This window comes from Nocardia australiensis, assembly GCF_020733705.1.
GTDB classification, from domain to species: Bacteria; Actinomycetota; Actinomycetes; order Mycobacteriales; family Mycobacteriaceae; genus Nocardia; species Nocardia australiensis.
Genome location: NZ_JAJFZM010000001.1, coordinates 1,191,729 through 1,204,349 on the forward strand (window position 1 = coordinate 1,191,729; position 12,621 = coordinate 1,204,349).

The window sequence follows — 12,621 nt, forward strand, 5'->3', positions numbered from 1 at the left end:
AGCAAAGGGGGTCTCGATGGTGGATCTCCAAGCAGACGGTGCTTGGGCCCTCATCGTGGGTGCGGTGCTGCTTGGGCTGGTCGCAATCGCCCCGATACCGCGCCAGTACCTGCCCATCGTCCTACCCTGCGTGGTGGGCCTGGCATTTGCCGAAACAATCGGCGCCGCAGCGATTGTCGCGTGCGGTCGGATGGTGATCGAGGACTTCGACTACGTCAGGTACATGCGCAAGGAGCATGGGGCACGGGTGGTCGAATTCCGTGCGGGTTTCATCTTCCTCGTCTTCGGTCTCGCAGCCATACTGACCGCAGCCTCGAGCTGGCTGATTCGGGAACTGATCGACCGATCACGTCCCGACCAGTGATAACGCCGTCGCTGATGACATCGCCGCACGATCGACCAGCTTCGTCGGCAGATTCGACACCGCACCGTTGCTCGCGATCTGCGGAATCGTTGTCGTCATCGACGGATTCGTCCTGTGATGGACTTCAGACCTCGATACTCGCGCCCACTCGGGATCGACGGGCCGCATGACCATCGGCTGATACCCTCGCACAACGAGCACATGACTGGGGTGAGGCAACCATGGTTGACGTCGACTACGGCCAGGCTGAGATAACGGCTTTCAATGCCGCTGCGGGTGCCGGGGTTATCCAATTCGATCCAGCAGCTGTCGCCGAGGCTGTAGCGCTGTACGACCGGATGTGATTGTCCCGATCGCGCTGCCGATACCCGGTGCGATCGATCCTGCGACCGTGCAGCAGACCACGAACACGCAACAGAGGGCCGGAGAAGCTCAAAGCCGCGTCAGCCAACGTGATTACGAACTAAATGATCTCGGTTTCGGGACCGCCCCTGATTTCGTGAGCATGATCGAGCACTTCGAGGGCATGACGCATGAAGCCATGTATCAGGCCGTCCACGGGCCAGGCGGGATGGACGCGGCAGGCCTGCGGACGCTGCAGCGGACGTGGTTCGCCAACTACTCCGACCTGGTGAACCTGTCCACGTTCAACCTGATGGGCATGAACCGGATTTTCGGCAACGGACTGTGGCAGGGTGTCAGCGGTGACGCGGCGCAGGCCGCGGCGCAGCGGTTCTCTCAGGCGGCCAATCAGATCGGGCGGGTCTTCGATTCGGTCGCCACCCGTTTGGATTCCCTCGCATGGTCGGCCGAGACCGTCCGTGCCGCGGTCCAGCCCCCGTCGACGTCGGTGGCGGCGCCGGACCCCAACAACCCCGCCGAGTCGATCCTGCCGGGCCTGATCAACCCCGAGTACGACGAACAGACCCGCACCGCTCAGGAACAGGCACGCCAAGCGGCTATCCGCGCGCTCAACAGCGTCTACACCCCGAACTTCCCGCCGTCCGGGACCGGGGTGCCCGCATATACGACCGTCCCGCAGATCGGCGGCACAGACAGCCCGAATACCGGCGCGGGCGGCAACACCGGGGCCAACGGACCAGGCAACGGGAATCCCCCGGATGACAGCACTGCGACCCAAAATCCCACCGGGTCGGGTACGGGGCCGGGTAGGGAATCGGACTCGTCAACCAACCCCGCTGGCCTAGGACTGCCCGAAGGCTTGCTCCCGGACATGAGCAACGCAGCCACAACCCCGGCCAACACCACACCCGCAGGAGTGAACCCGAACGCGCCCACCGCAACCGGGAGCCCCGGACCGAGTCCGAACAGCACGAGTCCCGGCGGGCCCGGCGGCTCGAGTTCCCAGCCCGGCGGGCCCGGTTCTACTCAGCCCGACACTCCGGGCACAAGCCCGGTTGGCGCCGGCGCCGCGAGCACCGGTGCACGTGGCGGAACCGGCACGACCGCAGGTCGGATGGGTCCGATGGCACCGGGAGCCGGAGCCCGCAAGAAGGACGACGACGAAGCCGAGCATTTCGCTCCCGACTATCTGCGGCGCGTGCATTCCGAGTGGACCGAAGGCATCGCGAGCCCGGACGGCGCGATCGGTGCTGACTCAGCGCCTGAATACGGTGCCGGTTTCCACAGTGAGGACATGAGCCTCGACTACACGGCCCCGCGCCCCACACCAGCTTCGAGCATGGATTCCGCGCCACCTGATCCGCCCGCACCCGTGGAATCGGCACCCACACCGCCGGTCACGTTCACCGGGGTCGGCCCTATGGACCCCACCCCTGAACCACCCGCACGGTAGACCCGGCACCCACGCCACCGTCTATCTGAGCTGGATCGATGTTCGCGACGACCACCCAGCCGCGGGTCGATATCTGGTCGATGTCAACGACAAACGACACCACCATGACCCCAGCCTCCGCCGACACCATCGCCGACGAACTGCACCGCAGGGCCGAACTCGACCACCTGTGAGTCACGAGATCGGTCGAATGACGAAGCGTTCCATCATCACTCGTCCGGAAGAGCGACAGCGTCCGCTGTGCCGCGTGCGATGAACCGACGCCGCCGATCGGCCTGTATTCAGCCCAAGACGCCCTTGCCATGTCAACGGCAGCCGAATAATCCGGGATCTGGCGCGAATTTGATGATGTGGTTGGCCGGGTTAGTCAGTCGCTCAGCAGGATTCGCTTCCGGAGAAGGTCTGGGTTCGCGCGCCCGAACATCTGGCGTTTGATCATCTTGATGCGGTTGACGTGCCCTTCGACCGGTCCGCTGCTCAGGGCAGTGACAGCTTGGTCAGCTTCGCCAGCAGCCCGCCCTCACCGGTCAGCTGCAATCCCTCCGCCCGCGCCTGAGCGACCAGAGCCCTCAGTGGGTGTAGGACAGTATGCTCATCATGCCTGCTTCGGCGTGGTAGGCGTTGTGGCAGTGGATCATCCATTGGCCGGGGTTGGTGGTGTCGAAGTCGGCTTCGATGGTTTGCATGGAGGCCACGGTGGCGGTGTCTTTGCGGGGTCCGGTTCCGGTTGGGGTGGTGAGTTGAACGGTGTGGCCGTGTAGGTGCATGGGGTGGAACATCATCGTCTGGTTGACGAATCTGAGCCGAACTCGTTGTCCGGCAGTGATATCCAGTGGGGTTCGCTGGTCGTAGACGCGGCCGTTGATGGTCCAGATGTATTTGTTCGAGTCCGCGCCCAGCGTGAGGTCGAGGGGCTTGTCGGGCTTGCGTTGTGGCAGTCGCACGGCGTCGGTGGCGGTGAGTTTGTCCACGGTCAGCGGTGGTGCCGCGAGTTCGGTGGGGCGCACGTCTGCCGGTGGTGGGTTTCCGCCGCCGGTGCGGATGAGCGTGAACCCTTGTCCTGTTTTGCCTTCGGCGACTGCGACGAGAGGGAAGACGCCGTCTGCGAGTTCGATGATCGCGTCGTAGCGTTCGCCCATCCCGATAAGCACGCAACTGGTTGTGACGGGTTGGACGGGGTAGCCGTCGGTGTGGGTGATGCGCAGTTGGTGGCCGCCGAGGGCGACGCGGAAGGCGGTGTCGGCGGCGGCGTTGATGATGCGCAGCCGCATTCGCTGGCCGGGTTTGCTGGACAAGGTGCTCGGGTCGGTGCCGATGCGTCCGTTGATCAGGTAGTACGGGTAGTCCTTGACGTCTCCGGTGTCGGCGCCGAGCCGGGTGTTCGGGTTGGTCGGCATCGACATGCCGCCCATGTTCATTCCGCTCATCCCGCCCATGTTCATTCCCGACATGCCGTTGGCTTGCAGGTGCCGCAACTGTTTGTCGGGGTCGCGGCCGTTGACCCCGTCGAGCCAGTCGTCGAGGACGATGACAGCTTCGGTGTCGTAATCGGCGCCGTCGGCGGGGTCTTCGACGATCAGAGGCGCGTACAGTCCGCGGTCGAGTTGGGTGCCCACGTGCGGGTGGAACCAGTAGGTGCCGGGGTCGGGCACGGTGAATTCGTAGCGGAATGCGGTGGCGGGGTTGATATGGGGTTGGGTGATCTCGGGTGTGCCGTCCATGTCGTTGCGCAGCGCGATGCCGTGCCAATGTATGGACGTGGGGGCGGGCAGCGCGTTGGTGATCTCGGCGCGCAGAACATCGCCGCGTGTCAGCCGGACCTGCTGTCCGGGCAGGCATCCGCCGTAGGTCCAGGTCTGCACCTGGACGCCGCCGAGATCGATGGTGGTGGGTTCCGCGCGCAACGTGACGTCCCGAATGTTCGCGGTGGCTGCGCGCCGCTGGTTCTCGGCCGCACGGACGGCATCGGAATCGGGCAGGACGAGATCACGTGAACTCGGCGCGCGGTTCGAACAGGCGGCCAGCGCGGCTGCTGCGGCGGTACTGGCGCTGAGTGCGAGGAAGCCGCGCCGGGGCATCGGCGCGTTGGAAGGAAACTGCTTGGGCGACATGGGTTCTCCCTGAATGGTGAGCTGTCGATGATGCGGATGGGCGAATGCCGCGTCTGGTCCCCGATGGGCCGCGACGCAGCAGACCTGTCAGATACGCAGAATCGACGGCTGCGACAGGGACGGCACTGTCCACGGCGGTGATCGTTCCCGCCGTCGACGCCGTGGTCAGGGGTCGAGACCAGGCGTGCCGGGGAGGCCGGCGCCCAGCCAGCTCAGCAGTACCAGGCCGATGACCAGTGTGGTTGCCGACAGCACGAACACGCACGGATGAGTGGTCACGTGATCGCGGTAGTGGTCGCCGTTGGTCGGGACGCCGGGGCCATCGTGGTCGGTGGGCATCACCATCACCTCCTCGACCACCAGCGCCCACTCCCCAACCCCATAGGGGTATGTCCATGCTGCCAGGGTAGCCGCGGACAGTTGCCCATCGGCAGATCGGATGGCCCTGCACGGAGGGGTCTTTCGGACCTGTGATGGGGACTCGATGGCCCTGGTGACAGGGGTGTGATCGGTCGATCGTTGGGGCAGGTTCGGGCTGGTCGGCCCACACAGTTGCACCCAGGTGGCGCCGTGCCAGATCGGTGGTCTCACCGACGAGTGAACTGGATTCGGCGCCGGAAATGGGATACCTGCGGATCGCTGCGATCACGTCACTGGGGACGTTGGAGCCCGAGTCCAGGTCGTCGGACTCTGCCGGTGTCGCTGGTTGCCGCAGGATCATCGGTATCGACACAGGGCTGCCGCGCTGGACACCCCGATTCGAGGAGTTGAATGTGATGGACATGAGCACGTCGCTGATGCAGGTGATGCACACGATCATGATGTGGCTGCACCAACAGGGAATCTGCCCGCCGATGATGATGCCGATGTGATCGGCGCCGAATCCGCTCGAGACCGGCGGACTCGGGCGCGATGATCGGTAAGGAAGCAAATCGGATGGATCAGCAGATCGGACGCAGCACCGCTGTCCTGGATGTCAGTGGGGTGCAGTGGGCCAGTGAGCAGAACGTTGTCACCGCGGTGCTCGGGCGTCGGTCCGGGGTGCTGGCGGTCGAGGTCAACCCGGTCGCGCAGACCGCGACCGTCGCCTACGACCCGCACCGCACGTCGGTGGCCGAGCTGGCCGGTTGGGTCCGCGACTGCGGCTTTCACTGCGGGGGCCAGTCGGTCCCGGCCCACGTCTGCGATGCCATGATCGAACCCGCCCACAACGGGCACGCCGGTCGCGCGGCGACCACGATCGCGCCTGCGCGCCGCATCGAGGCCGAACCGCCGCCGACACCTGCGCAGGCGATGGGTCATGGTGGGCGCGAGGGCGTGTCGATGGCGGCGATGGTCGCGGATATGCGTAACAGATTCCTTGTGGCGCTGCTGTTTTCGATCCCGATCATGTTGTGGTCGCCGATGGGATCGCAGATGTTCGGCCGTGATCTGCCGGTGCCGTTCGGGTTGCGCCAGGATGTGTTCGCGCTGCTGCTGAGTTTGCCGGTGATCTTCTACTCCTCCCGCATCTTCTTCGACGGCGCCGTCCGCGCGTTGCGGGCACGCACGCTGGACATGATGGTGCTGGTCGCTGTCGCGATCGGTGCCGGCTGGGGTTACTCGCTGGTGATCACCCTCGCTGGCGGCGGGGACGTGTTTTATGAGGCCGCGACGGTTTTGGCGTCGTTTGTGCTGCTGGGGCATTGGTTCGAGATGCGCGCCCGTGGCGGCGCCAACGACGCGATTCGCACGCTGCTCGATCTGGCACCGCCGAAAGCCGTGGTGCTGTGTGATGGCGTGGAGGTGGAGATCCCCACCGCGCAGGTGGCGGTCGGGGATCTGCTGCTGGTGCGGCCCGGCGCCAAGATCGCCGTCGACGGTCTCGTCGAAGACGGTGACAGTGAGGTCGACGAGTCGATGGTGACCGGGGAAAGTCTGCCGGTGCACAAGGCCGCGGGTTCGCAGGTGATCGGTGCGACCATCAACGTCAATGGCACGTTACGGGTGCGTGCGACCAGGGTCGGTGCCGATACCGCGCTCGCGCAGATCGTGAAACTCGTTCAGCAGGCCCAGAATTCGAAGGCTCCGGGGCAGAAGCTGGCCGATCGGGCGGCGTTCTGGCTGGTGTTCGTCGCGCTCATCGGCGGCGGGTTGACATTGGCGGCGTGGCTGCTGTTCTCGGATCGTGCGTCTAGTGCGGCGATCCTGTTCGCCATCACCGTCGTCGTGGTCACCTGCCCGGACGCGTTGGGTTTGGCGACACCGACCGCGATCATGGTCGGTACCGGGCTGGGCGCGAAACGCGGCGTGCTGTTCAAGAACGCCATGGCTTTGGAGACCTCGGCGCGGATCCAGGTCGTGGTGATGGACAAGACCGGCACCCTCACCAAGGGTGAACCCGAAGTCACCGACATCGTCACCGCTGACGGTCTCGACCAAGCCGAGGTGCTGCGACTGGTCGCCGCAGTGGAACGAGAATCCGAACACCCCCTCGCGGCGGCGATCGTGGCCCGCGCCGAATCCGTCGGTGTCGACGGTATACGGGCCGAAGGGTTCGACAGCGTTCCCGGGCATGGTGCGATCGCGACCGTGGCCGGGCACACGGTGGTTGTCGGGAACCGGCGATTGTTCGACCGTGAGGGGATTGCGGTGGGAGCTTTGACCGTCGAGCGTGACCGGCTGGCGGGCACCGGGCACACCGCCGTCCTGGCAGCGATCGACGGCAAGGTGGCGGCGTTGATCGCGATCGCCGACGCGCCACGGGAGTCCTCCGCGGCGGCGGTGCGTGAGTTGCATGATCTCGAAGTCGAGGTGGTCATGCTGACCGGCGACAATCAGGCCACCGCCGAACGTATCGCGGGCACGCTCGGCATCGACACCGTCATCGCCGAAGTGCTACCCGGTGACAAGTCCGCGAAAATCGCTGCGCTGCAACAGGATGGTCGCAAGATCGCGATGGTCGGTGACGGTGTCAACGACGCCCCCGCGCTGGCGCAGGCCGACCTCGGCATCGCGATCGGCGCGGGCACCGATGTGGCGATCGAAACCGCCGACGTGGTGCTCATGCGGTCGGACCCTCTCGACGTGCCGACCGCGCTGCGGATCGGGCGTGCCACGCTGCGCAAGATGCACCAAAACCTTTGGTGGGCCGTCGGTTACAACACTATTGCCCTGCCGATCGCGGCCGGGGTGTTCGCGCCCGCATTCGGTCTGACCTTGCGCCCTGAGATCGCCGCGCTATCGATGTCGGGATCGAGCCTGATCGTCGCGGTGAACGCGCTGTCACTGAAGGGGCTGCGGTTGCAGGCGCAGGCTGCGAATATCTGAGGCGCCGTGGCGGACGTACCAACCCTGGGCTTGTTCGGGCTTTGTCTGTGCTCATGCGGCCCGCCTGCGAGGGCCGGAGCCCATCGCGCGGCCACGGCGCGGTGCCTGGGACAGGTGCGGCACGAATACCGGTGTCCGCGCAGCACATTCGGTCCACTCGTCGCCGAAGCCAGCCGCGACCTCGCGCTCCTCGTTGCGGGCCAGTCGTGTGTAGACCCAGACCAGGATGGGGAACATGATCAGCGCCGGGATGGTCGGCCACTGCAACAGGAACCCGATCATCACCAACAGGAACCCGTCGTACGCGCCTTGGGGTTCAGGGCACAGGCGCATCCCACAGCGGGAACCAGCGATCGAGTTCCGGTTCGATCGGCAGTTCACCCGACAGCGCTGCGCGGGCCTGTAGTTCAAGGGTACTGTCGCGGCTGTGCGCACCGGTGGGGGCGAACGGGTAGATGGTGCCGCGTTTGAACAGGTAGACCAGCCCGAGCCGGTGCGCTGACGCACCGTCGTCAGAGGTGAATCCGATGACGGTGCACAGCAGGCTCGGGCCGAAACCGGTATCGGCCAGTGTGGCGTTGACGGCGTGCAGCGAAGTCAACAGCGCGGCGAGGTCGGTGACCTGCTGTCGGCAGGTTATCCAGGTGAATCCGAAACCGTCGCCGGTCACCGCCACGGCGAGAGTCGGTTCCAGGTGCAGCAATTCGAGGATCTCGTCTTCGGATTGTCGAGCGCCCGCCCCTTCGGCCTGCTTGAAGCACACAGCTCCGGCCCCGCTGGGTGTGACATCGAGTGCGGCCTGCAAGGTGTAGGCGGCCGGCGCAATGGCGAACAGCACATCGAGGTTCGGTTGCACCGGTGTGGTGCGGCCGAAGAGTGCGTCGAGGAATCCCATTGCCGCTCAGGCTTCCCGGCCGAGTTCGGTGGCAATCCTGGCGAGTTGGTCCAGGCGCTGCTCCAGGCTGGGATGTGTCGACAGCAGCGTGGACAGGCTCGTGTCGGCCCCAAGCGCCGGAGCGAAGAAAAACGCGTTGAACGCCTGGTCGGCACGCAGATCACGACTGGGGATCCGGGCGATGTCGCCGCTGATCTTCGTCAAGGCCGACGCCAGCGACGAGGGACGACCGGTCAGGATGGCACCGGCACGGTCGGCGGCCAATTCCCGATATCTCGACAACGCCCGGATGAGCAGGAAGCTGATCGCGTACACCGCCGCCGACACCGCCATCACCGCCAGGACGAGCAGGAACAGGCTGTCGCCGCGCCGATCCCGGCTGCCGCCGAACATACTGGAGTACAGCGTGAAACGGGCGACGAGTCCGGCGACCACACCCAGGAACGAGGCGGTGGTCATCACGACCACGTCTCGGTGTGCCACATGGGAAAGTTCGTGCGCCAGTACGCCATCCAATTCTTCGCCATTTAGCCGCTGTAGCAGTCCGGTGGTCACGCACAGCACCGCGCGGCGGGAGCTGCGACCGGCGGCGAAGGCATTCGGCATGTCAGTGTCCGCGATCGCCACGCGCGGTGGTGGCATGTTCGCGGTCGCGCACAGCCGGTCGATGATGCCGTGCAACTGTGGCGCCTCCTGCGGGGTAACGATGCGTGCGCGCATGGCGTACAAGGCGATTCGGTCGGAGAACCAGAACTGCGCCCACACGAGCGCGCCCACGATGAACACGATCACAACCACCGATTTGATGAGCACGACCAAGGCGGCGATGAACGCGACATACACCAGCCCCAGCAGGAACATCGTCAGCGTCATGCGGGCGGCGAGCTGGCGGTCCGGACGGAATCGGGTTTGCACAGCCTATCCCGGAATCAGGCCGTCGTCGGCCAGCATCGCCCGAACCTCGGTCAATGCTGTTCCGGCCGAAGGCAATACCAGATCGGAAACGACGAGCGTGTCCTCGGGAACAACGGTGCCGCGCTGGCACACGGTGTCGCGCAACCGATGCAGGATTTCGGCGAAACCGGCGGTGTCGTCGGCATCGGCCGCCTTCAGCAGCAAGTCGTCGAGTGTGTTGAGTTCGGCGATATCGGCGTCGGTCACCGAGTACTGCCCCTCGCCGAGAATCCGGATGATCATGACCCCGGCCTTCCTTGTGCCTCGATGGCCGGGGTGACCCGGCTTTTCAGCTGGGCGAGTTCGGTATCCACGCTGCTGCCCGCGCCGACGTCCAGGGCCGCCTGGATATCATCGTGACCTCCGGTGGACACCGTCGCGTCGTCGAGGGCACCGCTGGCGATGAGTTCGTCGAGCGCCTGGGCGCGCGAGGTCATCTGGGCCGTCTTGTCTTCCGCGCGCTGGATCGCCAAACCGACATCGCCCATCTCCTCGGAGATTCCGGTGACCGCCTCACCGATCTTGCTCTGCGCTTCGGCAGCGGTGTAGGTAGCCTTGATCGTCTCCTTGCGGGTGCGGAAAGCCTCGACCTTCGCCTGCAGGCGCTGCGACGCTGTTGTCAATTTCGCTTCCTGCGCGGCGAGTTCGTCGTGCTGCGGTCGCAGTTGCTCGAGCTGGGCCTGCACCGCCGCGCGGCGAGTCAGCGCCTCACGGGCCAGGTCGTCTCGGCTTTGGCCGACGGCCTGCGCTGCCTGGCTCTGTAGCCGATCGGCCGACTGCTGCAACTGATTCTCCTGCAGTTCGATCCGTTTGCGGCTGGTGGCGACGTCAGCCAGACCGCGCCGCACCTGGGCAAGCATTTCGAGCTGACGCTGATACGAATAATCCAGCACTTCCCGGGGATCCTCGCCGCGATCGAGCAGCTTGTTCGCCTTGACCCGGAACAGCAGGGCCAGACGTTTGGCGATACTCACGATGGTTCACTCCCTCCTACGGTTGGTGTCGATGCCTTCACCGTCGTCCACATGGATCGGGCGCGATAGGGCCCTATGTGCCCGATGTCGGGGCACTCGGTCAATTGCGACCCGATCCCGGCGCACACCGTCGGCCCACGTGCGTTCGACAGGGCCGAAAGACTGAACTCTCGCCGCCACGTCCGGGGGCTTCGGACCCCGCCGACTCGTCCGTCGCCAGCGCCGTGGCGGGCAGCCGATCGTGTGGTCGGGGAAGTTCGCGGCGGCACTGCCGGCGCCGGCCTGGTTTTCTACCGCATTCCCGTATGCGTTGTAGTTCAACGAGTTACGTCAAGCGTTGGTTACCGCCGTAACCGCGTGCGCACTGCTTGCACCGGTGAGTCGAAGTAGTGCTGAGGACGGCCGCAGTCGAGAAGCGGCCGACCCTGGTGGAACCTAGTACTCCAGGAGTAGAAGACCTGGTCTTCGCGTCCCGCGCGAAGACGATCCGCCACCCCAACAACGTCCACTCCTCGATCACCGACGCCCGCACCCGCGTGGGCCTGGTCGATCTCCCAATGAACCCCCACACCTACCGCAAGACCGTCGGCACCAAGATCGGCCAGAAAGACCCCGAGAAGGCAGCCTCGCAACTCGGGCACTCAACCAGCGAGGTCACTAAGCGGTTCTACATCCAACCCCGCCCACGACGCCGTCGATACTCGCGACTTCTTGGACGACTTCGCGGTCCCTGATTGAAAGTAAGGAGTAAATGAGGACCAGGCCCGTTCAGGGCCTGGTACCAGGGCCAACGCACTGAGACTTGCGCCGCATAGCGCCCGGTCTGGTAGGCTCGCGATCGCGCTCACGCGTAGGCCGATGTAGTTCAATGGTAGAACTTCTGCTTCCCAAGCAGACAGCGCGGGTTCGATTCCCGTCATCGGCTCCACGAAAGCCATTGCCTACCAGCAGCTTTCAGCAGGCGACCCTAGCCCAGAAGTCCGTGTGGCCAACACTATGGCCATCGGTTTCCATCAAACCCTCACTTCGGACACACCCTGTAGCCATTTGCCGCGTGCTAGCTATTACCTGCGCGAACCCCACCCATGTGCCACGATCGAGGGATGCGGCCGCTCTACACCGTAGACGGGCGCGTCGTCCCACCCGGCGTACTCGTGCAGACCGCGCACGGCTGGGTTGAGCCCGCGCCCACACGCTGCCCCAACGGCCACGTCTTCCGTCCAGGACACGTGACTGTCGGGTGGGTGCCCTGCATGACCGACACCCGATCAGGGCACCGCACGCACCAATGCGACGACTGCCTAGGCGTGGTGTACATGCCACCCCTCGACGATCAGTGCGTGTGTAACACCTGACCGAGGTCGCATAGTCATGGCTCCCCCGGTCGAGCCTGGGGTACGGTCGGGTCGTGACTCGTACCCAGTGGACGATTCACGGCGAACATGTCGTGGACGAGAATCGACACATCAAGCTCTCGACCGTCGATGTCGAACTGCCCGACGGGGTGAAGTTCACCCAATACATAGCCCGGATGCCGTGCTGCGCAATGACATTGGTACTCAACGACCACCGTGAAGCACTGCTGATGTACCGACACCGGTTCATCATCGACAAGTGGGTGTGGGAGCTGCCAGGCGGATACGTCGATCACTCCGAGGATATCGCCGAGGCGGCAGCCCGCGAAGTCGAAGAGGAAACCGGTTGGCGCCCACGGTCTATGGAACATTTGGTCACATACCAGCCAGCGATCGGCACCCTGGACCAGCCGCAGGCAATCTACCTGGCCCGCGGCGCTGACCTCACCGACACGACCCCGGACATAAACGAGGCCGAGAACATTCAATGGGTCCCGCTGAATCAGGCGGTGGCGATGATCGATCGCAGTGAAATCGTTGGCGCAGCAACGGTGATTGGCCTGTATCGGGCGCTCAGTCTGCCCGCTTAGTCACCGTAAGCACGCGCCTGCGGAACTCATGTACGTCGCTCAGGTCGTCGTACGGTGTCAGTCGGTGTCGGATCGCCCGCAGGTAGGAGAAACTGCGCCGCGACTCCAAACCACTGGCAAGGTCGAGTGCTTCGAGGCCAACCCCTCACCGCCTCCCGAAGATCCTCATCAGCTCGAGACGACGCCAGCAGGCACAGGTTGAAGGTGGGTTGGCCTGCGGCGGGCAGATCATCGAGACCGGCACTGAACGCTA

General features: G+C 65.0%; 15 protein-coding genes and 1 tRNA gene. 9 read left to right on the forward strand and 7 right to left on the reverse strand.

What is annotated here, in order from left to right:
* Nucleotides 1-16 precede the first annotated feature (16 nt).
* The 4 genes from LKE06_RS05455 (at nt 17) to LKE06_RS32475 (ending at nt 2,353) form a co-directional block, all read left to right on the forward strand.
* On the forward strand, nt 17-364 hold the full coding sequence (locus tag LKE06_RS05455) for a hypothetical protein (RefSeq protein WP_227997529.1): 348 nt from the start codon (nt 17-19) through the stop codon (nt 362-364).
* Nucleotides 365-585: 221 nt separating this feature from the next.
* Nucleotides 586-708, forward strand: a complete 123-nt coding sequence (locus LKE06_RS32470; protein WP_255648438.1) for a hypothetical protein — start codon at nt 586-588, stop codon at nt 706-708.
* 155 nt (nt 709-863) lie between these two features.
* A complete protein-coding gene (locus LKE06_RS05460) occupies nt 864-2,180 on the forward strand; it encodes a WXG100 family type VII secretion target (protein WP_227997530.1) in 1,317 nt (438 codons plus the stop codon).
* Between the two features lie 38 nt (nt 2,181-2,218).
* Nucleotides 2,219-2,353, forward strand: a complete 135-nt coding sequence (locus LKE06_RS32475) for a hypothetical protein (protein ID WP_255648439.1) — start codon at nt 2,219-2,221, stop codon at nt 2,351-2,353.
* Nucleotides 2,354-2,749: 396 nt separating this feature from the next.
* On the opposite strand, the gene LKE06_RS05465 is transcribed toward LKE06_RS32475, so the two are convergent.
* The gene (locus tag LKE06_RS05465) at nt 2,750-4,291 is read right to left on the reverse strand and encodes a multicopper oxidase family protein (RefSeq protein ID WP_227997531.1); all 1,542 of its coding nucleotides are present in this window, start codon (nt 4,289-4,291) and stop codon (nt 2,750-2,752) included.
* Between the two features lie 165 nt (nt 4,292-4,456).
* Nucleotides 4,457-4,630, reverse strand: coding sequence for a hypothetical protein (locus tag LKE06_RS05470; RefSeq protein WP_227997532.1), 174 nt, complete (start codon nt 4,628-4,630; stop codon nt 4,457-4,459).
* A gap of 281 nt (nt 4,631-4,911) precedes the next feature.
* Here LKE06_RS05470 and LKE06_RS05475 point away from each other — a divergent pair, with 281 nt between their 5' ends.
* Together LKE06_RS05475 and LKE06_RS05480 are read left to right on the forward strand one after the other, a co-directional pair.
* Complete coding sequence (locus LKE06_RS05475; RefSeq protein ID WP_227997533.1) at nt 4,912-5,163, forward strand: hypothetical protein; 252 nt, start codon at nt 4,912-4,914, stop codon at nt 5,161-5,163.
* A 64-nt stretch (nt 5,164-5,227) separates the two neighbouring features.
* Complete coding sequence (locus LKE06_RS05480) at nt 5,228-7,600, forward strand: heavy metal translocating P-type ATPase (RefSeq protein WP_227997534.1); 2,373 nt, start codon at nt 5,228-5,230, stop codon at nt 7,598-7,600.
* Nucleotides 7,601-7,651: 51 nt separating this feature from the next.
* On the opposite strand, the gene LKE06_RS05485 is transcribed toward LKE06_RS05480, so the two are convergent.
* The 5 genes from LKE06_RS05485 to LKE06_RS05505 are packed head-to-tail and all read right to left on the reverse strand — an operon-like array spanning nt 7,652 to nt 10,423.
* Entirely contained in the window at nt 7,652-7,933 is a 282-nt protein-coding gene (locus LKE06_RS05485; protein WP_227997535.1) for a methyltransferase family protein, read from the reverse strand.
* Nucleotides 7,917-8,495, reverse strand: a complete 579-nt coding sequence (gene pspAB / locus LKE06_RS05490) for a PspA-associated protein PspAB (protein ID WP_227997536.1) — start codon at nt 8,493-8,495, stop codon at nt 7,917-7,919. The genes LKE06_RS05485 and pspAB overlap by 17 nt, the downstream gene beginning before the upstream one ends.
* 6 nt (nt 8,496-8,501) lie before the next feature.
* Nucleotides 8,502-9,410 (reverse strand): zinc metalloprotease HtpX, encoded by a 909-nt coding sequence (htpX, locus tag LKE06_RS05495; protein WP_227997537.1) that lies wholly within the window; start codon nt 9,408-9,410, stop codon nt 8,502-8,504.
* Between the two features lie 3 nt (nt 9,411-9,413).
* Nucleotides 9,414-9,692 carry a PspA-associated protein PspAA gene (gene pspAA / locus LKE06_RS05500; RefSeq protein ID WP_227997538.1) on the reverse strand — a complete coding sequence of 93 codons (279 nt, stop codon included), beginning with the start codon at nt 9,690-9,692 and terminating at the stop codon, nt 9,414-9,416.
* A complete protein-coding gene (locus LKE06_RS05505) occupies nt 9,689-10,423 on the reverse strand; it encodes a PspA/IM30 family protein (protein ID WP_227997539.1) in 735 nt (244 codons plus the stop codon). The genes pspAA and LKE06_RS05505 overlap by 4 nt, the downstream gene beginning before the upstream one ends.
* 389 nt (nt 10,424-10,812) lie before the next feature.
* Here LKE06_RS05505 and LKE06_RS05510 point away from each other — a divergent pair, with 389 nt between their 5' ends.
* The 3 genes from LKE06_RS05510 (at nt 10,813) to LKE06_RS05520 (ending at nt 12,368) form a co-directional block, all read left to right on the forward strand.
* On the forward strand, nt 10,813-11,157 hold the full coding sequence (locus LKE06_RS05510; protein ID WP_227997540.1) for a site-specific integrase: 345 nt from the start codon (nt 10,813-10,815) through the stop codon (nt 11,155-11,157).
* 120 nt (nt 11,158-11,277) lie between these two features.
* Nucleotides 11,278-11,351: transfer RNA gene (locus LKE06_RS05515), tRNA-Gly, on the forward strand.
* A gap of 480 nt (nt 11,352-11,831) precedes the next feature.
* Complete coding sequence (locus tag LKE06_RS05520) at nt 11,832-12,368, forward strand: NUDIX domain-containing protein (protein ID WP_227997541.1); 537 nt, start codon at nt 11,832-11,834, stop codon at nt 12,366-12,368.
* Nucleotides 12,369-12,621 lie beyond the last annotated feature (253 nt).

Excerpts from the sequence above, each read along its gene's own strand:
- LKE06_RS05470 (WP_227997532.1), bottom strand. The coding sequence starts at position 4,630 with ATGCCCACCGACCACGATGGCCCCGGCGTCCCGACCAACGGCGACCAC.
- LKE06_RS05475 (WP_227997533.1), top strand. The coding sequence starts at position 4,912 with ATGGGATACCTGCGGATCGCTGCGATCACGTCACTGGGGACGTTGGAG.
- LKE06_RS05455 (WP_227997529.1), top strand. The coding sequence starts at position 17 with ATGGTGGATCTCCAAGCAGACGGTGCTTGGGCCCTCATCGTGGGTGCG.
- pspAA (WP_227997538.1), bottom strand. The coding sequence starts at position 9,692 with ATGATCATCCGGATTCTCGGCGAGGGGCAGTACTCGGTGACCGACGCC.
- LKE06_RS05465 (WP_227997531.1), bottom strand. The coding sequence starts at position 4,291 with ATGTCGCCCAAGCAGTTTCCTTCCAACGCGCCGATGCCCCGGCGCGGC.
- LKE06_RS32470 (WP_255648438.1), top strand. The coding sequence starts at position 586 with ATGGTTGACGTCGACTACGGCCAGGCTGAGATAACGGCTTTCAATGCC.
- pspAB (WP_227997536.1), bottom strand. The coding sequence starts at position 8,495 with ATGGGATTCCTCGACGCACTCTTCGGCCGCACCACACCGGTGCAACCG.
- LKE06_RS32475 (WP_255648439.1), top strand. The coding sequence starts at position 2,219 with ATGTTCGCGACGACCACCCAGCCGCGGGTCGATATCTGGTCGATGTCA.
- LKE06_RS05480 (WP_227997534.1), top strand. The coding sequence starts at position 5,228 with ATGGATCAGCAGATCGGACGCAGCACCGCTGTCCTGGATGTCAGTGGG.
- LKE06_RS05485 (WP_227997535.1), bottom strand. The coding sequence starts at position 7,933 with ATGCGCCTGTGCCCTGAACCCCAAGGCGCGTACGACGGGTTCCTGTTG.